This window comes from Oscillibacter sp. CU971, from assembly GCF_905219725.1.
Classification (GTDB): Bacteria; Bacillota; Clostridia; order Oscillospirales; family Oscillospiraceae; genus Oscillibacter.
Genome location: NZ_CAJMXG010000024.1, coordinates 1 through 22,011, shown reverse-complemented (window position 1 = coordinate 22,011; position 22,011 = coordinate 1). Strand labels below are relative to the sequence as shown.

Sequence of the window (22,011 nt, the reverse complement as noted above, 5' to 3'; positions counted from 1 at the left end):
CCCTCACCACATTGCAGCGGTAATCCGTGGTCCGGTAGTCCCCGGACCAGACGATTTCCGTCCCCGGAACGGGGGTATAGGCCTCACTGCCGTGGGTATGTAAAATCAATNCCTGGGGTCCCTNCTCTCCCAGAGCCGCCGCGAAGGGCGNCTGCAGCTCGGNAACAGACAGGGCGTGCTCTGTGGAATTGCTGACGTACACCCGCCCGCAGACGGTGTAGCCGCTGGGGTCCGTGGGAATCAGCGTCTTGGCGGGGACGCCGTTGTCCGCCGCAATGGGGGCCNCCGGCTCCACCGGAGTCTCCNCCACCGGCATCACAATGGGGGCCTGCGTCTCCCCGTCCTCCTCCGGCTGCTCCTGCCGTTCCAGGGCCTGGAGCTCCGCCACGTCCCCCCGCGCCGACAGCAGCAGGGAGGACTCCCCGATGGTCAGCGCCGCCGCCGGGGACAGGCCGTCTCCGGTCCCCAAATCCCCCAGCTCCCAGCGCAGCGCCCGCTCCGGCAAAGCCGCCGCCAGGGCCGAGACCGCCGCCGCCGCGGTGTCGCTTCCGGCGGTGACAGCGGCAATCCACAGCGTTCCCGCCGCCAGAAGGGCCGCCTCCAGCCGCCGGAGGGCGCTCCGCAGAGATTTCTTTTGTTTCATATCCGCTCACCTCTGGGACAACCTATGTCCGTCGGGCGGGAAATATGTCAGTCTTGCAATCCCGCTCCATTCAGTATATACTTGGAAACGAATAACAGCCTTTGCAAAACCCCGATTCCACAAAAGGAGCTGAACCGAGTNACCAGAACGCAACTCGCCGGCGGCGTGTTTCTCACGCATCTCCCGGCGAAGAAATTCAAAACAAACCTTCTCTCCGCCCAATTCGTGGTCCCCCTGCGGTGGGAGACCGCCTCCGCCAACGCGCTGATCGCCGCCATCCTCCGCCGGGGCACCGCCTCCTGCCCGGACATGGGGGCCCTTGCCGCACGCCTGGACCAGCTCTATGGCGCCCGGATCGACTACACCGTCCGCAAAAAAGGCGAGGCCCAGTGCGTGGGCTTCGTGGCCAGCCTCATCGACGACTGCTTCGCCCCCGGCAGCGAGCGCCTGCTGGAGCCCGCCGCCGCCCTGCTGGGAGAGCTTATCTGCCGGCCCGTCACCCGGGACGGCCTCTTCCTGGAGGAATACTTCGAGAGCGAGAAAACCAACCTTATCGACGCCATCCGCAGCATTTTGAACGACAAGCGGTCTTACGCCGACAGCCGCCTCCTCCAGGAGATGTGTACCGGCGAGCCTTACGGCGTGCCCCGCCTCGGCAACGAGCAGATCACCGCCGCCCTCCATCCCCAGCTGCTTTTTGACGCCTACCGGGACCTCATCTCCACCTCCCGGCTGGAAATCTTCTACAGCGGCAGCGCCGAGCGCTCCCGGGTGGANGACGCCCTTCGCGCCGCCCTGGAGGACCTGCCCCGGAAGAACCTTGTGCCCCTGCCGGAGCTTGCTCCCCACGCCCTCCCCGAAGAGCCCCGCTTCATCACCGAGCGGCTGGATGTCACCCAGGGCAAGCTGGGCATGGGCTTTTCCTGCGGCAGCGATGACGCCGCCGCCCTGCTGCTGGGCAACACCCTCTTTGGCGGCAGCAGCAACTCCAAGCTTTTTTTGAACGTCCGGGAAAAGCTGTCCCTCTGCTATTACGCCTCCTCCCTCTTCCACCGGCAAAAGGGCCTCATCACCGTCTCCTCCGGCATAGAGTTCGAAAACTATCAAAAGGCCTGCGGCGAGATACTCACCCAGCTGGAGGCCGTCCAAACGGGCAAGCTGGAGGCCTGGGAGCTGGAGGCCGCACGGAGCACCCTGCTCAACGCCTACGCCTCCATGGGAGACTCCCAGGGGAAGCTGGAAAACTTCTTCCTGGGCCAGGCCGCCACCGGCCGGAACGAGACCCCGGAAATGCNGGCGGAGCAGATTCGCGCCGTCGCCCCGGAGCGCATTTTTGAAGCCATGAGCACGGTGAAGCTGGACACCGTATACTTCCTTCAGGGAAAGGAGGCGGAGGCATGAAGCCCGTCCACTATGAACGCCTGGGCGAGACCATCTACCGGGAANCCCTGNCCAACGGCCTGNAAANCTGCGTGATTCCCAAGCCGGACCACGCCAAGAAATACGCCTTTTTCGCCACCCGCTACGGCGGCATGGACATTCGCTTCCAGCTGAACGGCCGTTGGCTGGACACCCCCGCCGGCATCGCCCACTACCTGGAACACAAGATGTTCGACACCAAGGAGGGCAACGCCCTCCAGAGATTANCCAAAAACGGCGCGGAGCCCAACGCCTTTACCTCCAACGCCATGACCGGCTACTACTTCGATTCCACCAGCCACTTTGACGAAAACCTGGAGATCCTCCTGTCCTTTGTCTCCGTTCCCTACTTCACCGGCGAGAGCGTCGCCAAGGAGCAGGGCATCATCGCCCAGGAGATCCGCATGATCGAGGACAACCCCGACTGGCAGATCTACGCCCGGATGCTCCGGGCCCTCTACAGCGTCTCCACCGCCCGGACCTCCATCGCGGGCACGGTGGAAAGCATCTCCCGCATTACGGCGGAAACCCTTTACGACTGCCACAAGGCCTTCTACACCCCCTCCAATATGATNTTGACGGTGGTGGGAAACGTGGACCCCGTGAAGGTGTCGGACCTTGCCCGCCGGATTCTGCCCAAAGAGGGCGGCCCCGTGATTCCCAGGGACTACGGCAGCGAGCCCGAGGCCGTGGGAGCCAAGGAAGCCCGCATGGCCATGGAGGTCTCCAGCCCCCAGTTCCTGGCGGGCTGGAAATGCCGCCCCGTCCCGGAGGGGGAGGAGCGCCTCCGCCGCCTGATCCTGGGCAGCTTGGCCTGCGACCTNCTCTTCGGCGAGTCCAGCCCCCTGTACCAGCGGCTTTACAGCCAGGGGCTCGTCAATTCCAGCTTCGGCGGAGACTTCGAGCAGATGCCCGGCGTGGCTTTTCTCTACGCCGGAGGCGAGAGCAAGGAGCCCCAAACCGTAGCCAATGAGCTCCAGAAAGAGGCGGACCGCCTGATTCGGGAGGGCTTCGACGAGGACTACTTCCAGCGGGCCCTCCGATCCAGCTTCGGCTCCAGCCTCCGGGGGCTGAACTCCTTTGAGAACATCGCCGTTTCCCTTACCGAGGGCTGCTTCGGCGGCTTCGACCCCTTCCGCTTCCCCCAGATCTTCGACGCCGTCACCCAGGAGGACATACTGAATTTCCTCCGGGACAACATGACGGCGGACCGGGCGGTTCTCAGCGAGATCGTCCCCAAGGAGGCCTGATATGTCCGCTCCTGAACTGACCGCGCTGAAAACCATGCCCATCAGCTTCCCCGGCCTCTTCGGGGATTGGGAATTCAATCCGGACCCCATCGCCATCCATGTGGGCCACGGCGTCTACTGGTACGGTATCATCCTGGCCCTGGGCTTCCTGGCGGGGCTGCTGCTGTGCATGCGGCAGGCCAAGCGCTACGGCCTGACGGAGGACCATGTGCTGGACTTCGTGCTCTGGGCGGTGCCCTGCTGCATCCTGGGCTCCCGGATCTATTACGTCCTTTTCTACCTGGACCTCTACCGGGACGACTCCGGCGCTTTGGACTGGAGCCGGGCCGTCGCCATCTGGGACGGCGGCATCGCCATTTACGGCACCGTCATCGCCGGGGCCCTGGTGGCCTTCCTCTGCACCCNATTTAAAAAGATTCCCTTCGGCGCCATGGCGGACCTTGCGGTGATGGGCCTGCTCCTGGCCCAGATCATCGGCCGCTGGGCCAATTTCATCAACCGGGAGGCCTTCGGGGGCCTGACGGATNTGCCCTGNCNGATGCGGGTGTGGACCAGCGCCTACCAATACNTGGNGGTCCATCNCACCTTCTTCTACGAGAGCCTTTGGAACCTCATCGGCCTGCTTCTCATTCTCTTCGTAGTCTCCAAGGGCCGCCGGTTCGACGGGGAGAACACCTGGTTCTATTTTCTCTGGTACGGCCTGGGCCGGGCCTGGATCGAAGGGCTGCGGACGGACAGCCTCTACCTCTTCGACTGGACCCTCTTTGGCCAGCCCATTCGGGTCTCCCAGGCCCTGAGNGCCGTCATGGTACTCGTTTCCATTCTGGCGCTGTTTTATGAGATCAAGATGAAGCGGCACGTCCCCGCGGATCTGTTGGTGNACCGCCGGNCCGCCGAGGCCGCCGCCCAGGCGGAGGAGGCCTCCCGGGAGGCGGAAGGAGGCGGCGATGGCGGTCCGGCTTGACGGCGCGGCCCTGGCCGCCAAATTGNAAAGCCGGATTCGGGCGGAAGCCGCCGCCCTAGTCTGTCCCCCCATGCTGGCGGTGGTCCTGGCGGGAGAGGACCCGGCGTCTCAAATTTACGTCCGGGGCAAGGAGCGGGACTGCGCCGAGTGCGGCATCCGCACCCGGACCCACCGCCTCCCGGCCGGCGTCTCGCAAAAGGAGCTGCTGGCCCTTGTGGACTCCCTGAACCGGGACGAAGACGTGGACGGCGTCCTGGTCCAGCTCCCCCTGCCGGAGGGCCTGGACCCCCGGCCCGTTCTCCACGCCCTCTCCCCGGAGAAGGACGTGGACTGCTTCCACCCCTTAAACACCGGCCTTTTGGCCCTGGGGGAGCCCCGCTTCCTGCCCTGCACCCCCGCCGGGGTGCTGGAGCTTCTGGACGCCTATGACGTCCCCATTCCGGGGCGCCTGTGCGTGATTCTCGGGCGGAGCCATTTGGTGGGCCGTCCCCTGGCCCAGCTTCTCACCGCCCGGGACGGCACCGTTATCCTCTGTCANTCCAAGACAAGGGACCTCCCCNCCCTCACCCGCCGGGCGGACGTCCTGATCGCCGCCGCAGGCCGTCCGGGCCTTGTGACGGCGGACATGGTGAAGCCCGGTGCGGCGGTCGTCGACGTGGCCATGAACCGCCGGGCGGACGGAAAGCTCACCGGAGACGTGGATTTCCCGGCGGTAGAGCCCGTCGCGGGCTTCCNCACCCCGGTCCCCGGCGGCGTGGGCCCCATGACCCGGGCCTGCCTTTTGCAAAACGTCCTCCGGGCCGCCCGGCTCCGCCAGGGGGCGGAGCGCTGAAGNCCCGCTGAAATACCAGTCGCTTTCGCTGAAAGCGGCTGGTGTTTTTTGTCATACCTTCCAATTTATTCCGTCCTGGCGTCAGGGAATATTGACATTTTCGACCGCTCTGGTATAATTAACAGAAAATGTAGAATATGATAAAGTGGCTGGGCTTGTACACGCCGTACGGCCTTTTCCTTCCATTCATGCAATCGAGGTGGTTTTTTGCTGGTTACAAGAGAGATGGATTACGCCCTGCGCATCCTCCGGGCCCTGCACCGGGAGGGGCAGCTCTCCGCCGCCGCCGTGGCCCGGCAGGAGAATATGCAAAAAGCCATCACGTTGAAGCTGCTGNACCGTCTCCTGGCCGCCGGCATTGTGGAAAGCCGCCGGGGCGTCAGCGGGGGCTATTTCCTCAAGCGCCCCTGCGAGGAGCTGAGCATTTACGACGTCTTCCAGTCCATCGGCGAGCCGCCCCTTTTGAACCGCTGCCAGCGGGAGGGGTACCAGTGCGAAAACTTCCCCAGTGGCGGCTGCGGCGTCTGCCGGGAGCTCAGCCGCATCCAGGAGGCCCTGGACCGGGAGCTTCAGCGCATGCCGCTGAGTGATATTTTCTAGCGTATCCAGGTTTTATCCGTCTCAATATGCCACAACTGACCATTACGGGAAAAGGAGGCACCCAACATGCTGTATCAAACCACGCAGGCCCATGAGGACCTCCGGGCGAAAGTCCGGGAANTCGCGGAGGCCGAGATCAAGCCCATTGCCTTTATGCTGGACAAGGAGAACCGCTTCCCTGCCGAGGCGGTGAAAAAGATGGGAGAACTGGGCCTGATGGGCCTGCCCTACGGCACGGAGTACGAGGGCGCGGGGTCCGACGCCCTGAGNTATGCCATCGCCGTGGAGGAGCTGGCCCGGGTGGACGGCGGCTCGGGAGTCATTCTCTCCGCCCACACCTCCCTGGGCACCTATCCCATTGCCGCCTTCGGCAATGAGGAGCAGAAGAAGAAATACCTCCCGGATCTGTGCAGTGGCCGGAAAATCGGCGCCTTCGGCCTGACGGAGCCCAACGCCGGGTCCGACGCCGGCGGCACCGAGACCACCGCCGAGGACNTGGGGGACCACTACCTCCTAAACGGCGAGAAAATCTTCATCACCAACGGCGGAGAGGCCAGCACCTATGTTGTCTTCGCCGTCACCACCCCCGGCATCGGCACCCGGGGCATCAGCGCCTTTATCGTGGAAAAGGGCTGGGAGGGCTTCACCTTCGAGGAGCACTATGACAAAATGGGCATCCGCTCCTNCGCCACCTGCCAGCTGCACTTCAACAACGTCAAGGTCCCCAAGGAAAACCTCCTGGGCAAGGAGGGACAGGGCTTCAAGATCGCCATGTCCACCCTGGACGGCGGGCGCATCGGCATCGCGGCCCAGGCCCTGGGCATCGCCCAGGGGGCCTATGAGGCGGCGGTGGAGTATTCCAAGGAGCGCATCCAGTTTGGAAAGCCCATCTGCCAGCAGCAGAATATCGCCTTCAAAATCGCCGACATGGCCACNAAGCTCCGCTGCGCCCGCTTCCTGGTCTACAGCGCCGCCGAGCTGAAGCAGGCCCATGTGCCCTACGGCATGGAGTCCGNNATGGCGAAGCAGTACGCCTCCGACATCGCCCTGGAGGTCACCAACGACGCCCTCCAGATCTTCGGCGGCTGCGGCTACCTCAAGGGCATGGAAGTGGAACGGTTCTACCGGGACGCCAAGATCACCACCATCTATGAGGGCACCAACGAAATCCAGCGGGTCGTCATCGCCTCCCACATTCTGNGCNAGGCCGCCNAGGAGGCCTCCTCCGCTCCCGCCCAGCAGCGCGGCCCGGAGACCGGCGCGCGGAAGCGCCAGATCTGGAAGGACGGCTCCGCCCAGGAGAAGGTGGAGGCCCTGGTTGCCAGCCTCAAGAAGGACGGGCACGACTTCACCGTGGGCATTCCCATGGACACCCCCATCACCCAGGCGGAGCGGGTGGTTTCCGCCGGGCAGGGCATCGGCGAGAAGAAAAACATGAAGCTCATCGAGGACCTGGCCAAAGCCGCCGGGGCCGCCGTGGGCTCCAGCCGCCCCGTGGCGGAGACGCTGAAATACGTGCCCCTGAACCGCTATGTGGGCATGTCCGGCCAGAAGTTCAAGGGGAACCTCTACATTGCCTGCGGCATCTCCGGCGCGATTCAGCACCTGAAGGGCATCAAGGACGCCTCCTGCATTGTGGCCATCAATAAAAATCCCAACGCGAAAATCTTCAAAAACTGCGACTACGGCATCGTGGGGGATGTCATGGAAATTCTGCCCCTGCTCACCGCCGCCCTGGACACCGGGGAGAAGCAGCCCGCGCCGCCCATGGTGAAGATGAAGCGGATGGTGCCCAAGAAGGTCACCCCGCCCCGGAAGCTCTATATCTGCAACGGCTGCGGCCACGAGTACGACGTGCTTGTCGGGGACCCCGAAAACGAGGTCAAGCCCGGCACCGCCTTCAAGGACCTGCCGGAAGGCTGGACCTGCCCCCACTGCGGCGAGGGCGTGGACGCGTTCATCGAGATCGAAGTTTAACGGCCCCGGACTTAAAATANGGAGGCAGATCTATGTANAACTACCGTCAAGTCACCNACGATCTCTACTGGGTAGGCGCGGACGAGCACCGCCTGGCCCTCTTTGAGAATATCCATCCCCTGTACCACGGCGTCAGCTACAACGCCTATGTGCTTCTGGACGAGAAGACCGTCCTCTTCGACACCGCCGACTGGGCGGTTGGCCGCCAGTTCATCACCAACGTCAAGGCCGTCCTGGCGGGCCGTCCCCTGGACTATCTGGTCATCAACCACGTAGAGCCGGATCACGCCGCCTCCATTGAGGAAATCCTCCTCCGCTGGCCCAAGGTGAAAATCATCACCACCCCCAAGGCGGTGACGCTCCTCAACCAGTTCGGCTTCGCCCTGGACCCCAACCAGATCGACGAGGTAAAAGAGGGGGACANCCGNTGCTTCGGCAAGCACACCATCGCCTTTGTCTACGCCCCCATGGTCCACTGGCCGGAGGCCATGGTCTCCTTCGACACCACCAACGGCGTCCTCTNNTCCGCCGACNCTTTCGGCTCCTTCCGCTCCCTGGACGGGAAGCTGTTCGCCGACGAGGTGGACTTCGACCGGGAGTGGATTGACGACGCCCGGCGCTACTACACCAACATCGTGGGCAAGTACGGCCCCCAGGTGGTGGCCCTTTTGAACAAGGCGGCGACCATTGTGGGACTGGACAACATCAAGATGCTCTGCCCCCTTCACGGCCCCATCTGGCGGAAGGACCTGGGCTATATCATCGACAAATACACCCACTGGGCCACCTACGAGCCGGAGGAAAAGGGCGTCATGATCGTCTACGCCTCCATGTACGGCAACACCGAGGCTGCCGCCGAGGTGCTGGCCGCCAAGCTGACGGCCCGGGGCGTGACGAACACCCGGCTTTACGATGTCTCCAGCACCCATGTGAGCTATCTGATNTCGGATCTATTCAAGTANAGCCATCTGGTGCTGGCTTCCGTCACCTATAATCTNNGCATCTTCCCGCCGATGCACAATTTCCTGATGGACATGAAGGCGCTGAACCTCCAGAAGCGCACGGTGGCCATCATGGGCAGCGGCTCCTGGGCTCCCCGGTCCGGGGCGCTGATGCGGGAGGAGATCGAGCAGCTCAAGCACATGGAGATTCTGGACGACGAGATGACCGTCACGTCCTCTCTCCAGCCCCAGAACGAGTCGGAGATCGACGCGCTGGCCGACGCCATCGCCGCNTCCGTACTCAAATAATTTGCTTCTCCGTCCGTTCCNGATNCGAAAGTCCGTGAGGATCTTCCAACACGCAGCGGGGGACAGTGAAGACAAGGGCCAGCCTCTCCACCAGGCTGGCCCTTGGTTTGTCTTGAGACAAACCAAGGGCCAACGATTTGGAGCAAGCTCCAAATCGGCCGCTGCGGCGGGTTTATTCAAAACGAGAGGGACCCCTGATGGGTCCCTCTCGCAGCTCTCCTCCTTTCCGATCCGGCAAACCCGCCGTCATGGCTGATATCCCCCTGCCGCCAGGCAGGCCGACAGGGACCAGCTTCGNCNACCGGCGCAATCCCATTGCGCCTCCCGGCATCTGCCCCGCAGGGCCTCCGCCAGAGTTTCCCCCTGCCTCCAATGCGGATCTCCGGTATAGCCGGAAACCAACTTCTCCCCGTCCAGCCGCTCCAGCTGGGAAATGGTATCGTAGGACAAGCCGTACAGAAGGTACCGTACGCTCACCACCGGACTCTCCCCACTCAAATAGCGGTCTACTTGGTTTTTCGCCACCAGATAGTCCACCGGCACGCAGTTGATAACCAGCCACCCCGCCAGGGCAANGGGAAAGGCCCACTTGCAAAACCGGAAATCCGGCCTCAGAGCCTTCCACAGCCCCATCAGCAGGAACAGGGCCATCATGATCATGCCCCAATAGGTCATACAGCGCTTGAAGCTCAGGCCGTAGGCGGAGACGTACAGCGTCATCTTCCAGGCCGCCGAGGCCAGCAGGATCAAGCTCTCCCCCGCCAGCAGCCCGCACAGCTGCCGCAGGGCCCTCCAGGACCGCCCCTCCCGCCGGGAGAGGCACAGGGACGCCAGCGTCAGGCTCAGGTTCAGCACCGTCACGCCCACCATCTGGAAAAAACCGCTCCGGGCCCATTCGGCGTAGCTGACCCCCAGGCTCTCCACGTACTCCGGCCCGCCGAAAAGCCCGGCGGACTGGACCGCCAGGAAGGCCAGGTACAATCCATCCACCGCCGCCAGGGCCAGCACGAAGCCCAGGGCGTCCACCCGGAAGCCCTTCTTCTCCTCCGCCGGGCACAGCCGTTTGGGATGGGCCATGGCGTAGAGCAGGCTGAAGACAAAAGGCGTGAACGCCAGAGCCCAGAACAGCCGCTGGAACAGGTCCCCGAAATGGAGCATCCGGAATTGAAAATTCCAGTTCAGCCGCTCCANCGACGCGGCAAACAGGGCGTCCGCCGAGACCAGCACCGGGATCAGGAAGGACACCAGGGCCACCGCCCCGCAGAGCCCCAGGACAACGGCCAGCGTCCGGCCGTCCCGCTTTTCCGTCTTCCGCCCCTCGGGAACCGCCGCCNCGAAACAGGCCCACAAATTCCCGAACAGGCCCTGGAAAAACAGCCTGCACCGCTCCGGCGGCATCCTGGGGTCCCACCAGGGGCGGCTCCCCAGGCCGGACACGGCGTGAAGGGGGACCAGGGCCGCCAGCGCCAGGAAATTCCACCAGCGGAAAAGAGGGTTCGAGGTCAGGGCGAACGTGGACGCCAGGGCCAGATTCACCCCCATCAGCACCCGGCTTTCCCTGCGGCGGAACAGCTCCTCCCGCCCCACGGCCAGCGCCAGNAGGAGATACCNGGCAAAGACCGTCACGGTATTCCCCATGCCCCAGGGCCAGTTCAGCGCGTCCGCCAGGAGAAGACAGAATCCCAGGGTCAGCAGAAGATTCCGCCGGTACCGGGCCATGGATTCCTCCGGCAATTTCCGTTTTTGGGCGCACACAAGGGACCCTTCCGACGGAAGGGCGTTTTTCAGCTCATCCATATGAAATTCTCCTATCCGCCTGTCCGCCTCAAGCGGACAGTTTTCCTTTATTCCGCGCCGCCGGTTTCATCCGGGACGTACTCCAAAATGTCCCCCGGCTGGCAGTCCAGGGCGGCGCAGACCGCCTCCAGGGTGGAGAAGCGGACCGCCTTGGCCTTGTTGTTTTTCAATACCGACAGGTTCGCGAGCGTAATGTCCACCTTCTCCGAGAGCTGGGAGAGGCTCATTTTCCGCCTCGCCATCATGACGTCCAGATTCACAACGATCATGGCCCCACCTCAAATCGTCAGGTCGTTCTCCGCCTTCAGCTCCGCCGCCTGGCGGAAGAGGGCGGACATGACCAGGCACAACAGCCCTCCCATGGCGAACATAGGCACGAAGAGGGCGTTGTAGCTGGCCAGGGGAAGCGGCGAGCGATAGTAACACACGNTGAAAATCACCCGTGCCAAGGCCGCCCCGGCAATGAGGANGCACGCCCNCGCCGCNNGCCGAAGGCCGACGGCGTTCGACGCCGCGAAGGGCTCCCCCCGGAGGATGGTTTGCAGCACCCGCCGGGCCTGCCAGAGGATGACGGCGGTGCAGCAGCCGGAGAAGAGGAGGAACAGGGTCAGAACCTGCTCATAAGCAATATTCTCCCTCAAAATCATGTTGGGCCACATGAGGAGCATGACAACCAGAGGATTGACCGGGTCCTGCGGGTCATGCCATATGTCCAGGAGCTCAAACAGATTTCCCTTCAAGGCCACGAAAGTGGGAACCAAAAACAAAGCGATCAAATTGCAGGCCAACGTAACCAACACCAGGACATAGAGCACCCTGGCGATTTTCCGCACCGGGATTTTTTCCATCGTCCTTCCCCCTCTCAAAGCGGCCTTGTGATGAACTCCATCATCACCGCCATCCCCGCCGCCAAAAGCGCAAACGCCCCGGCGCCGGAGAAAATTTTCAGCTTATTCCCCTGCCGGAATCCGCTCACCGCCATCACGCCGCCCCAGATGGCCAGCGCCAGCGCGGCTGGAAGCAAAATCATCGTCAATCCCATGGCAAACCGCCTCCTTTTTCTGGTATCCTACCATGGACCCAGTTGATTGTCAATAAGAATTTATCGTTTTTCAATAAAAATAAATTGATAGACAGTAAAACGGCAAGGGAAGGAACCCCTTAGTGGGGCCTGACCCCCTGGTCAGGCCATTCCCCCGGAACCTCCACCTCTCAGGAAAACAGGAAAGCGGGCCGTCCGAAAGGACGGCCCGCTTTCCTGTATGGTATAGAGAAAGGAGAGGGAAAATGGTGGGGTCAGCAAGCGTTTTCCGCTTGTTGGGTTTATCATAGCGGCAGGTCCCTCAATTGTCAACGGCTTTTCTTCAAGCTTCACACTTTGTTTACATCCGACAAATTTTGTTCCCTGATATTTACAAAACGTTCAAAAAATATCCAGATTTCACCCTTGACAGAGCCGTTAGGTTGTGCTAATATTTAGCACGCTAATATTTAGCGCACTAACGACCTTGTCCCTCCGGGGAGAAGAATGAGGAGCTGATTGCATGAACAACTGCGTCAGGGGCCTGGGCCCCGCCCTGGGCTGGGCGGCCAAGCTGTCCAAGGCCAATATGGACGCCCGGGTCTCCCGGTACGACGTAACCCCGGCCCAGACCCATGTACTCCTCTACCTCCAGCAGCACGGCGGACGGGTCCCGCAGCACGAGCTGGCGGAGTTCCTCCGGGTGAAGCCCTCCACCGTCAACGGCGTGCTGGACCGGATGGAGGAAAAGGGCCTGGTCCGCCGCTCCGTCAGCGGCAGCGACGCCCGCCGCCGCCTCATCACCCTGACGGAGAAGGGCGCGGAGCAGCAGGCCCTCTTCCAGCAGAGCTTTCTCGNTGTGGAAGCGGCCATGGTCCGGGGCTTTACCCAGGAGGAGCGGGAAACCCTGTGCGCCCTTTTGGACCGCGTGATTCAAAATCTCAAGGAGGAATCCGAGACATGACGAAACAACTCTGGCCCCACGCCCGGCCCTACGCCCCGTGGATTCTGGCGGGTGTGGCGTGCAGCGCCATGGAGGCCGTCTTCGAGCTTCTGATCCCCCTGGTGATGAGCGACATCGTGGACGTGGGCATCGCGAACGCCGACCAGTCCTACATTTTGCGCAAGGGCGGGCTGATGGTGGCCCTGGCGGTGGCCTCCCTGTGCTTCGGCCTGGGGGCGGCGGTGACGTCCTCCGTGGCGGGCATGGGCTTTGGGGCGAACCTCCGCCGGGCGGAGTTCGACCACATCCAGACCTTCGCCTTTTCCAACATCGAGCGTTTTTCCACCGCCTCCCTGGTGACCCGGCTGACCAACGACGTGCACAACCTCCAGATGTCCCTGATGATGTCCATGCGCCTGATGGTCCGGGCCCCGGTAATGCTGGTGGCCGCCCTGTTCTTCTCCATCCGCATCAGCTACCGGCTCAGCAGCGTTTTCCTGGCGGCGCTGCCCCTGCTGGCGGTGGTGGTGGTCATCCTGCTGGCAGCGACAGGGCCCCTGTTCCGCTCCCTCCAGGAGAAGACCGACGCGCTGAACCTGGTGGTCCAGGAGAACCTGGNTGGCGTCCGGGTGGTAAAGTCCTTCGTCCGGGAGGACCGGGAGCGGGAGAAGTTCGCGGAGCGCAACGACGATTTGAAAAACACCTCCCTCCGGGCCTTCGGCCGGGTGGTCGTCAACATGCCCTTGATGATGCTGATTATCTACGGGACCATCATCGCCGTCATGTGGTTCGGCGGTCAGATGGTCTACGCCGGTTCCCTGGAGGCCGGAAAGCTCATCACCTACTTCACCTACATCACCCAGATCATGATGTCCCTCATGATGGTTTCCATGATCTTCATGATGCTGACCCGCACCGCGGCCTGCGCCAAGCGGGTGGCGGAGGTGCTGGGCGAGGTCCCCGCCATCACCGGCGAGGGGGCCGATAAAAACGCCGACCCCGCCGACGGCTCCATTGATTTCGACCATGTGTATTTCAAATACAGCGCCGAGAGCTCCGAGTGGATTCTGGAGGACGTCAGCCTCCACATCCCCTCCGGGAAGACCGTGGGCATCCTGGGGGGCACCGGCAGCGGCAAGACCTCTCTGGTCTCCCTGATCCCCCGGCTCTACGAGGCCGACAAGGGCTCCGTGCGGGTTGGCGGGAGGCCCGTGGCCGCCTATACCATGGAGCGCCTCCGGGAGTCCGTCAGCATGGTGCTGCAAAAAAANACCCTGTTTACCGGCACCATCCGGGAAAACCTTCTCTGGGGCAGCCCCCAGGCCACGGAGGAAGAGCTTTGGGCCGCCTGCCGGGCCGCCTGTGCCGACGAGTTCCTGGAGCGGATGCCCGGCGGCCTGGACACGGACCTGGGCCAGGGGGGCGTGAACGTCTCCGGCGGGCAGAAGCAGCGGCTTTGCATCGCCCGGGCGATTTTGAAGAAGCCCAAGGTTTTAATCCTGGACGACTCCACCTGCGCCGTGGACACCGCCACGGACGCGAAGATCCGGGCGGCCTTCGCCCATGAGCTGAAGGACGCGACATAACTCATCATNGCCCNGCGGGTGGCNTCCGTCCGGGAGGCGGACCTGATTCTGGTGATGGACGGCGGGCGCATCATCGCCCAGGGGACCCATGAGGTACTGATGGAGCGCTGCGGCATCTATCGGGAAGTNTATCAGTCCCAGCAGGAAGGAGGGAGCCTCGATGGCTAAGCACGGACCCGGCCCTCATGGCCCCGGCGGTCCCGGAGGCGGTTTCCGCAAGCCCAAGAACATCCGGAGCACCCTGGGGAAGCTCATGCGGTATCTCGGCCGCTATAAGCTCCACCTGGCCCTGGTAGCGGCGCTGCTGGTGGTGAGCTCCGCCTGCACCGTGGGCGGCTCCTATCTCATCCGCCCCCTCATCAACGACTATATTCTGCCCGGCGACTTTCCGGGCCTTGCCAGGATGCTGGCCATCATGGCCCTGGTGTATGTGCTGGGCGCGGTGTGCTCCTATGGTTACAGCCGCATCATGGTTCAGATTGCCCAAACCACCATGGCCAACATCCGGGCGGACCTGTTCAGCCGGATGCAGGATTTGCCCTTGAANTTCTTCGACACCCACACCCACGGCGAGCTGATGAGCCGCTACACCAACGACATCGAAACCGTTTCCGAGGCTCTGAACAACAGCTTTGGAAGTCTCATCTCCTGCACGCTGACCTTTACCGGCACCATCGTCATGATGCTGGTCTTGAGCCCCGCGCTGACCCTCGTCACCTTCGCCACCCTGGCGGTGATGCTGGGGGTGGTTAAGACCATCGGGTCCCGCTCCCGCCGTTACTTTGCCGGCCAGCAGAAGGCCCTGGGGGAGGTCAACGGCTATATCGAGGAGATGATTGAGGGCCAAAAGGTCATCAAGGTCTTCAACNANGAGCCGGAGGCCCNNGCGGGCTTCCANNGGCGCAACGAGGCCTACNGGGNCGCGGCCACCCGGGCCCAGATCTTCTCCGGCATGATGATGCCCGCCATGGGGAACCTGAACTATATCAACTACGCCGTCACCTGCTGCGTGGGGGGCCTTCTGGCCATCCGGAACGGCGACCTGGGGGGCCTGGCGGCCTTCCTCCAGTACTCCCGCCAGGTGGGCCAACCCATCACCCAGATATCCCAGCAGGTAAACACCATCCTCTCCGCCGTGGCCGGTGCGGAGCGCATCTTTGAAATCATGGAAACCCCCACCGANACCGACGAGGGCAAGGTCCGCCTGGTCCGGGCGGCGGAGGACGAGGCCGGGACCCTTACCCGGGTTCACCGNGACACCAACGCCTGGGCCTGGCTGAAGCCCGACGGCACCCTGGTCCCCCTTCCGGGAGACGTGCGGTTCGACCATGTGGTCTTCGGCTACGACGAGGGGAGGACCATCCTCCACGACGTGTCCCTTTTTGCCAAGCCGGGACAGAAGATTGCCTTTGTGGGCTCCACCGGCGCGGGAAAAACCACCATCACCAGCCTCATTAACCGCTTCTACGAAATCCAGGGCGGAACCATCACCTATGACGGCATCGACATCCGGGACATCGCCAAGGAANCCCTGCGGCGCTCCCTGGGCGTGGTGCTCCAGGACACCCACCTCTTCACCGGCACCGTGGCGGACAACATCCGCTACGGGCGGCTGGAGGCCACGGACCAGGAGGTGGAGGCCGCGGCGAAGCTGGCGGGGGCCGACGGCTTCATCCGCCATCTGCCCCAGGGCTACCGGACCGTGCTTTCCGGCGGCGGAAGCGGCCTCAGCCAGGGGGAGCGGCAGCTTTTGAACATCGCCCGGGCGGCCTGCGCCAATCCCCCGGTGCTGATTCTGGACGAGGCCACCAGCTCNATCGACACCCGGACGGAAAAACTGATTGAAAAGGGCATGGACCGCCTCNTGGCGGGCCGGACGGTGTTTGTCATCGCCCACCGGCTTTCCNCCGTCCGCAANGCCAGGGCCATCATGGTCCTGGAGCAGGGGGAGATCATCGAGCGGGGCGACCATGATGACCTCCTGGCCCAGAAGGGGCGGTACTACCAGCTCTATACGGGCCTGGCAGAGCTGGCGTAGGGCTTTGCCCCAAAACGCCCTGGTTTTGGCATTGACAAAACCAGGGCGAATCCGTATAATGAACATAGAAGGACGCCGCTGCAAAACGGTCAGTCCGGTTCAGCCAACTAGTTCACAGTTGACCGCTCGGGGGCAGACCGGGCGGTCAACACGCTTTTGTGGTAAGTAGCAGCGATNCCATGGNGAAAAATACCATGAACCGCAGCACAGCAAAAAGCCGTTTTTTCCACATCCACGCCACCTCCCCCCATGTTGGATTTGCGCAGGGGTGCAAACGGTGGACTGACCGCTTCCATGCAGCAGCGTCCTTCTGCCGCCATCCTACCATACCGTCCAGCGCCTGTCAATTTCCGCCGCCCGCTTGGGCGGCTTTTTGCCGCTTTTTCCCCGGGCCCCTTGACAATATCGATGTTCGATATTATACTGTACCTAGTAATAACGATATTCGATATTAGGAGGTGCGCCGTGGCGAGAGAGAAGTTTCAAACCCTGACGGAGCCGATGTTCTACATCCTCCTCACCCTCCGGGAGGAGTGCTGCGGCACGGACATCATGGCCCGGGTGTCCGCCCTGACCCGCGGGCGGNTGGACCTGGGGCCCGGCACCCTGTACAACCTCCTGGACAGCTTCCAGCAGGCGGGGATGATCCGGGAAACCAGCGTGTCGGGCCGGAAGCGGAGCTACCTGATTACGGACAAGGGCCGGGAGACCCTGTCGGCGGAATACCTCCGCCTGCTGGCGCTNACCGAGGATTATAAGACCTGCGCGGGAGAGGAGGACCTAAAATGAAAAATGTGACCNATCGCTGGAACACGTTTCAGCTCTATGACTACCGGGGCGTGGAGGAACACCTCTCCGCCATGGCCGCCCAGGGCTGGCGGCTGGAAAAGGCGGGAGTCACCTTCTGGAAGTACCGCCGGGCCGAGCCCGCGAGCCTCCGCTATGCCGTCACCTACAACGCCGGAGCCTCCCGGTTCGAGCCGGGCCCCACGGAGGGGGAGCAGTCCCTGGAGGAGCTCTGCGCCGCCGCCGGGTGGGAAAAGGTCTCCGACTGCTCCAAGATGCAGATTTATTCCACGGAGGACCCCGCCGCCGTCCCTCTGGAAACCGACGAGGCTCTGCGTCTGGAAAACATCCACCGCTGCATGCGGAAGAGCTTCCTCCCCGGCAACATTGCCGTCCTGCTTCTGATGCTCTTCATCGGCCGGGACTTCTTCCTGGCTCTGGTCACCTGGGACCTCTACGNCATGCTGAAAAACANCGCCTTGCTCACCGCCGGGGTCCTGNGCCTGGCGGAGGCGGCCCTCCAGCTCTACCTTCTCGCCGGTTATTTNCTCTGGCGGCGGCGGTCCCGCCGCTCCGTGGAGGAGGGCGGAACCTGCCTCNCGGCGGGCCGGTGGAGCCGGTGGGCCAACCTGGGCATGTGGGTCCTGCTGGTCCTGCTGGTGGCGGCGTTCCTGCTGTCGGAGCTGGACCGGGGGCACCGGGGCGCGGTGCTGTACTTCGCGGTGTACATGGCATTCTTCACCCTGATTAACATTCTGATGCGGGGGACCACGGCCCTGCTTCGAAAGAAGGGGGCTTCCAAGACCTCCAACATCGCCTGGACCCTGGCGGTGGATGTGGCCCTGTGCTTCACCCTCATCGGCGGGCTGATCTGGAGCCGCTATGAAACCGACTGGTTCTCCGACGAACGCCCCACGGGGGAGACTTACGAGTACCGGGACCAGAACTGGGACGTCTCTCCCCGGCAGGACTTCCCTCTGACCCTGGCGGAGCTCACCGGAGAAGAGTACGGCCACGTCCGCCGGGAGGCAGAGGACCTGGGCTCCGTCTTCATCCCTCAGCGGGNCNACCGGGAGACAGCCCTCCTGGGAGACGGACCCAAGGTCTGCGGGCTGGGCTACACCCTCTGGGACCTCTCCTCCCCCGCCCTCCAGGAATCCCTGCTGGAGNACCTTNTGGAGGACGACCCNATTAAATTCCGGAGTATGCTCCTCACCACCCTGCGCTATGTTCCGGAAGACCCGGTCCCCTGGGGGGCGGAAGCGGCCTACCGGCGCTACTATGACGAGGACCCCGGAGACAGCTGGCTGCTGGTCTGGCCGGGCCGGGCAGCGTCGGTCAGCCCGGACGCGGAGCCGTCGGACGCCCAAAAGGCCCTGATTTCCACCCNGCTGGCCCCGGAGGACTGTAAGGAGGAGACCACATGAAGGATCTCAAATACCGTTGGAACACCCTCTGCCTCTATGACTACCGGGGCGTGGAGGAACACCTCTCCGCCATGGCCGCTCAGGGCTGGCGGCTGGAAAAGGCGGGGAACGCCCTCTGGAAATACCGCCGGGCCGAGCCCGCGAGCCTTCGCTACGCCGTCACCTACAACGCCGGGGCCTCCCAGTTCAACCCCGGCCCCACGGAGGGGCAGGAATCACTGGAGGAGCTGTGCAATGCCGCCGGGTGGACCAAGGTTTGCGATTGGTTCCAGATGCAGATCTTCTCCACAGAGGACACGGATGCGGTTCCCCTGGAGNCCGACGAGGCCCTGCGGCTTGAGAACATCCACCGCTCCCTGGGGAAAAGCTTCCTGCTTNCGANNNTCATNNCGCTNNCCCTGGGGCTGTTCATGTCCTTCTCCTTCCTGGGTACGNTGTTCGTCAAACNCCTCNGCGTTCTGGAGCGCAGCGGCAGCCTCATCTCCGGGCCGCTGTTCGTCCTGATGGCCCTGCTGGAAATCTACACCCTCTGTCATTACTACGGCTGGCGGAGGCGCTCCCGCCGCTCCATCGAGGAGGGCGGGCCCTGCGCCCCCATCAGCACCAAGGCCTATCAGCGGATCAACCGCGCAGGACTGGTCCTGGTGGGGCTCTTTGTGGCGGTCTGGCTGGTGACGNAGCTCATCAGCGGCGGCAGGGGCTACGTGGTGTTCTTCACGGCGTATTTGGCCCTGTTCTCCTTGGTAGGGGCCCTAATCCGGGGAACCACGGCCTTTCTGCGGAGCCGGCGGGTCTCTAAGCGGTGGAACATCGCGGGCACCCTGGCAGTGGACGTGCTGCTGGTCTTCGCTATGATCGGCGGACTGGTCTGGGCCAGCATCCGCTTCGGCTGGCTCTCCGGCGGCAGCGGGGAGACCTACACCTACCAGCACATCAAATTCGACGTGCACCCCCGGGAGGATCTGCCCCTGACCCTCACGGATCTGACCGGAGAGACCTACCGCCACGACAGGCGGGAGCGGATGACCCAGGGCTCCTTCCTCCTGCCGGAACAGTCCTACCGGGAGTATGCCTTTCAGAACACCGGGGATGAGGACGAAACCACATGGCCAGGCTCCCTCCGTCTCAGCTATACCATCTATGAGCCCCGGACCCAATGGCTCCTGGAGGCGCTGATGGAAGACCTCCTGGCTGACGGCGACTCCCCCGACATCCCCGAGTTTTCCAAGACCTACCGCCCGGAGGACCCGGCCCCCTGGGGCGCGGAGGCCGCCTACCGGCAGTACTACCGCCAGGACGGCAAGGCCACGGACAACTGGCTCTTATGCTTCCCGGGCCGGGTGGTGGGCCTTGACCTGGACTGGCCCCCCACGGAGGAGCAAAAGGCCCTCGTCTCCGCCCGCCTGGGCCCGGAGGCATAAGAAAGAGGAGAGGCGTTTTGCCTCTCCTCTCTTTGCGCAGTCTCAGCCCTGGTCCCGCAGCACCCAGCCGTCCCCGCTGAGCATCAGCCGGTCGGCGATCATGGCGATGAACTCCGAGTTTGTGGGCTTTCCCTTGGTGTTGGACACGGTGTAGCCGAAGTACTTTTGCAGCGTCTCCAAGTCTCCCCGNTCCCAGGCCACCTCGATGGCGTGGCGGATGGCCCGCTCCACCCGGGAGGGCGTGGTGCCGAAGCGCTTGGCCACCGCCGGATAGAGCACCTTAGTCACCGCGTTGATGACCTCCATGTCGTTGACCGCGATGATGATGGCCTCCCGCAGGTACTGGTAGCCCTTGATATGTGCGGGGACGCCGATTTCGTGGATCACGTTGGTGACGGTGTTCCGCAAAGCGTGCACCCGGAGGTCCGGAGACGCGGGCCCCTCGAAAATGCCGTGCATCCGCTCCACAAGGGAGGCGGGCTCACAGGGCTTTGGCAGATAGTAGCACACGCCCAGCTTCTCCGCGTCCGCCAAGGTCTGATGCCCGCAGAAGGCGGAGACGATGATGGCCTTGGGGCAGCAATCCATCTCCTTCGCCGCNTTGAGAAGCCCCAGCCCATCNAGCCCCGGCAGGGCCACATCCATCAGCAGAAGGTCCGGCTTCCGCTCNTCAATCAGCCGCAGCGCTTCCACTCCGTTCCCGGTGGAAGCCGCCACGGTAAACTCACCGGCCTGCTCGATGGCCTCCTGCAGCATGGCGCGGAATTCCTCGCTGGCGTCCGCCAGAATTACAGTCCTTTGATGTTCCATGATGATTCCAAACCTTTCCTTCTTGATCGGCTGTCAGAGCGTCCTGACACTCTCAGCTCGTTTTCTTTAAAATAGCATAAATTTCCAGATTTTTCAAGACAGGATTACAAAAAAACAGAAGTTTTCTTCGACAATTTTTTTGTTTTCTGCGGCAAACCCCATATATTGTGCATTTTTTCCATTTTTCTGTAAGTTTCTACCAGGCCAGGACCGCTCCCTGGCGGGAAAACGCGGAACGGGGGCGGAATTTTACCGCTTTCCCTTTTGGGCAAACTGTGCTATCATAGAGGCTGTTACCAAATTCGGGCGAGGTGGGATTGCTATGGACCTAGCTGCGCAGCTGCGGGCCTTTCGGCCCTGGAACGAACAGGAGGAGCGGGACCGGGAGGCGCTGCTGCGCCTGCTGGAAAACGGACAGGCTCCCTATGGCCGAGAGGACCCGGCCCACCTGACGGCCTCCGCCTGGGTGGTGAGCCCCGGGCGGGACCGGGTATTGCTGGCCTACCACAACCTCTATGACTCCTGGTCCTGGCTGGGGGGCCATGCCGACGGGGAGCGGGACTTGCTGTCCGCGGCCCTCCGGGAGGTCCGGGAGGAAAGCGGCCTGGAGGAGGTCCGGCCCGTGTCCCGGGACATTTATTCCGTGGAGATTTTGACGGTGGACGGCCACGAGAAGCGGGGGCGGTATGTCTCCTCTCACCTCCATCTGAACGTCACCTTCCTTCTGGAGGCGGACCCCGCCGCCCCGGTGCGCCGCAAGGCCGACGAGAACAGCGCCGTGGCCTGGTTCGCCCTGGAGGAGGCCGTGGCCGCCTCCACAGAGCCCTGGTTTCAAACGCGCATTTACTCCAAGCTCAACGCCAGGCTGGCGGGCTATCCGCCNGTCCGCTGATGGAGGGCCCGCGCTGGGAGGCCCTGCGCCCCGGCGGCCTCCGCTTTGTCTATGGAAACGGGCAGCATCCCCCGGGGCTGGACAGCTTCCTCCTGTCCTCCCTGCCGAAGCTGAAACCGGGATGGAAGGTCTGCGATCTGGGCTGCGGCACGGGGCTGCTGGGCCTCCTTCTGCTCCAGCGCCAGCGGGCGCTGGCGGTGACGGGCCTGGACATCCAGCCGGAGGCCGTCCGCTTGGGGAAACTGGCAGCGGCGGAAAACCGGATGGAAGACCGCCTGTTCTTCCGGCTGGAGGACCTGCGGGAAACCGCCCTCCCCGCCGGGAGCTTTGACCTGGCGGTCTGCAACCCGCCCTC

At 63.3% G+C, this 22,011-nt stretch carries 19 protein-coding genes and 2 pseudogenes; 15 read left to right on the top strand and 6 right to left on the bottom strand.

Going from position 1 to position 22,011, the window contains the following annotated elements:
• Positions 1–643 (bottom strand): annotated as a pseudogene (locus JX325_RS18410) (stage II sporulation protein P); the annotation flags it as partial.
• 165 nt (positions 644–808) lie between these two features.
• Here JX325_RS18410 and yfmF point away from each other — a divergent pair.
• From yfmF to JX325_RS03555, 7 genes are all read left to right on the top strand, one after another.
• The gene (yfmF, locus tag JX325_RS03575) at positions 809–2,044 is read left to right on the top strand and encodes an EF-P 5-aminopentanol modification-associated protein YfmF (RefSeq protein ID WP_243413901.1); all 1,236 of its coding nucleotides are present in this window, start codon (positions 809–811) and stop codon (positions 2,042–2,044) included.
• Positions 2,041–3,312: an EF-P 5-aminopentanol modification-associated protein YfmH gene (gene yfmH / locus JX325_RS17875; RefSeq protein ID WP_243413900.1), complete on the top strand. Its 1,272-nt coding sequence runs from the start codon at positions 2,041–2,043 to the stop codon at positions 3,310–3,312. The genes yfmF and yfmH overlap by 4 nt, the downstream gene beginning before the upstream one ends.
• A 1-nt stretch (position 3,313) precedes the next feature.
• Entirely contained in the window at positions 3,314–4,276 is a 963-nt protein-coding gene (gene lgt, locus JX325_RS03570; protein WP_243413899.1) for a prolipoprotein diacylglyceryl transferase, read from the top strand.
• The gene (locus tag JX325_RS17870; protein WP_243413898.1) at positions 4,260–5,108 is read left to right on the top strand and encodes a bifunctional 5,10-methylenetetrahydrofolate dehydrogenase/5,10-methenyltetrahydrofolate cyclohydrolase; all 849 of its coding nucleotides are present in this window, start codon (positions 4,260–4,262) and stop codon (positions 5,106–5,108) included. The genes lgt and JX325_RS17870 overlap by 17 nt, the downstream gene beginning before the upstream one ends.
• A 207-nt stretch (positions 5,109–5,315) precedes the next feature.
• Positions 5,316–5,708 (top strand): Rrf2 family transcriptional regulator, encoded by a 393-nt coding sequence (locus JX325_RS03565; RefSeq protein WP_204789799.1) that lies wholly within the window; start codon positions 5,316–5,318, stop codon positions 5,706–5,708.
• A 66-nt stretch (positions 5,709–5,774) separates the two neighbouring features.
• Positions 5,775–7,685: an acyl-CoA dehydrogenase family protein gene (locus JX325_RS03560; RefSeq protein WP_204789798.1), complete on the top strand. Its 1,911-nt coding sequence runs from the start codon at positions 5,775–5,777 to the stop codon at positions 7,683–7,685.
• Between the two features lie 32 nt (positions 7,686–7,717).
• Entirely contained in the window at positions 7,718–8,935 is a 1,218-nt protein-coding gene (locus JX325_RS03555) for an FprA family A-type flavoprotein (protein ID WP_204789797.1), read from the top strand.
• A gap of 246 nt (positions 8,936–9,181) precedes the next feature.
• Here the strand turns inward: JX325_RS03555 and JX325_RS03550 are convergent, their stop codons facing one another.
• The 4 genes from JX325_RS03550 to JX325_RS03535 form a co-directional block, all read right to left on the bottom strand.
• Entirely contained in the window at positions 9,182–10,732 is a 1,551-nt protein-coding gene (locus JX325_RS03550; RefSeq protein WP_204789796.1) for a DUF4153 domain-containing protein, read from the bottom strand.
• Between the two features lie 47 nt (positions 10,733–10,779).
• Positions 10,780–11,001 carry a helix-turn-helix transcriptional regulator gene (locus JX325_RS03545; protein ID WP_204789795.1) on the bottom strand — a complete coding sequence of 74 codons (222 nt, stop codon included), beginning with the start codon at positions 10,999–11,001 and terminating at the stop codon, positions 10,780–10,782.
• A gap of 9 nt (positions 11,002–11,010) precedes the next feature.
• Complete coding sequence (locus tag JX325_RS03540; RefSeq protein ID WP_204789794.1) at positions 11,011–11,580, bottom strand: DUF2975 domain-containing protein; 570 nt, start codon at positions 11,578–11,580, stop codon at positions 11,011–11,013.
• 14 nt (positions 11,581–11,594) lie between these two features.
• Positions 11,595–11,774: a hypothetical protein gene (locus JX325_RS03535; protein ID WP_204789793.1), complete on the bottom strand. Its 180-nt coding sequence runs from the start codon at positions 11,772–11,774 to the stop codon at positions 11,595–11,597.
• A gap of 502 nt (positions 11,775–12,276) precedes the next feature.
• Between JX325_RS03535 and JX325_RS03530 the strand changes: the two genes are divergently transcribed.
• The 6 genes and pseudogenes from JX325_RS03530 (at position 12,277) to JX325_RS03505 (ending at position 19,954) form a co-directional block, all read left to right on the top strand.
• Positions 12,277–12,717, top strand: a complete 441-nt coding sequence (locus tag JX325_RS03530) for a MarR family winged helix-turn-helix transcriptional regulator (RefSeq protein ID WP_204789792.1) — start codon at positions 12,277–12,279, stop codon at positions 12,715–12,717.
• Positions 12,714–14,282, top strand: coding sequence for an ABC transporter ATP-binding protein (locus JX325_RS03525; RefSeq protein ID WP_243413897.1), 1,569 nt, complete (start codon positions 12,714–12,716; stop codon positions 14,280–14,282). The genes JX325_RS03530 and JX325_RS03525 overlap by 4 nt, the downstream gene beginning before the upstream one ends.
• A gap of 160 nt (positions 14,283–14,442) precedes the next feature.
• Positions 14,443–16,320, top strand: coding sequence for an ABC transporter ATP-binding protein (locus JX325_RS03520; protein WP_204789791.1), 1,878 nt, complete (start codon positions 14,443–14,445; stop codon positions 16,318–16,320).
• A 465-nt stretch (positions 16,321–16,785) separates the two neighbouring features.
• Positions 16,786–17,109, top strand: a complete 324-nt coding sequence (locus tag JX325_RS03515) for a PadR family transcriptional regulator (protein ID WP_204789790.1) — start codon at positions 16,786–16,788, stop codon at positions 17,107–17,109.
• Positions 17,106–18,533, top strand: a complete 1,428-nt coding sequence (locus JX325_RS03510) for a DUF2812 domain-containing protein (RefSeq protein WP_204789789.1) — start codon at positions 17,106–17,108, stop codon at positions 18,531–18,533. The genes JX325_RS03515 and JX325_RS03510 overlap by 4 nt, the downstream gene beginning before the upstream one ends.
• Positions 18,530–19,954, top strand: a pseudogene (locus tag JX325_RS03505) (DUF2812 domain-containing protein). The gene JX325_RS03510 and the pseudogene JX325_RS03505 overlap by 4 nt, the downstream one beginning before the upstream one ends.
• A 42-nt stretch (positions 19,955–19,996) precedes the next feature.
• Here JX325_RS03505 and spo0A read toward each other — a convergent pair.
• Positions 19,997–20,764, bottom strand: coding sequence for a sporulation transcription factor Spo0A (spo0A, locus tag JX325_RS03500; RefSeq protein WP_204789788.1), 768 nt, complete (start codon positions 20,762–20,764; stop codon positions 19,997–19,999).
• Between the two features lie 322 nt (positions 20,765–21,086).
• Here spo0A and JX325_RS03495 point away from each other — a divergent pair, with 322 nt between their 5' ends.
• Entirely contained in the window at positions 21,087–21,656 is a 570-nt protein-coding gene (locus JX325_RS03495; RefSeq protein WP_204789787.1) for an NUDIX hydrolase, read from the top strand.
• Positions 21,656–22,011: methyltransferase (locus JX325_RS03490; RefSeq protein WP_204789786.1), on the top strand; the 356-nt coding region annotated here is incomplete at its 3' end. The genes JX325_RS03495 and JX325_RS03490, both read left to right, overlap by 1 nt.

What these genes read in the sequence shown, in the direction of transcription:
- JX325_RS03535 (WP_204789793.1), bottom strand. Translation starts at nt 11,774, where the DNA reads ATGGGATTGACGATGATTTTGCTTCCAGCCGCGCTGGCGCTGGCCATC.
- JX325_RS03545 (WP_204789795.1), bottom strand. Translation starts at nt 11,001, where the DNA reads ATGATCGTTGTGAATCTGGACGTCATGATGGCGAGGCGGAAAATGAGC.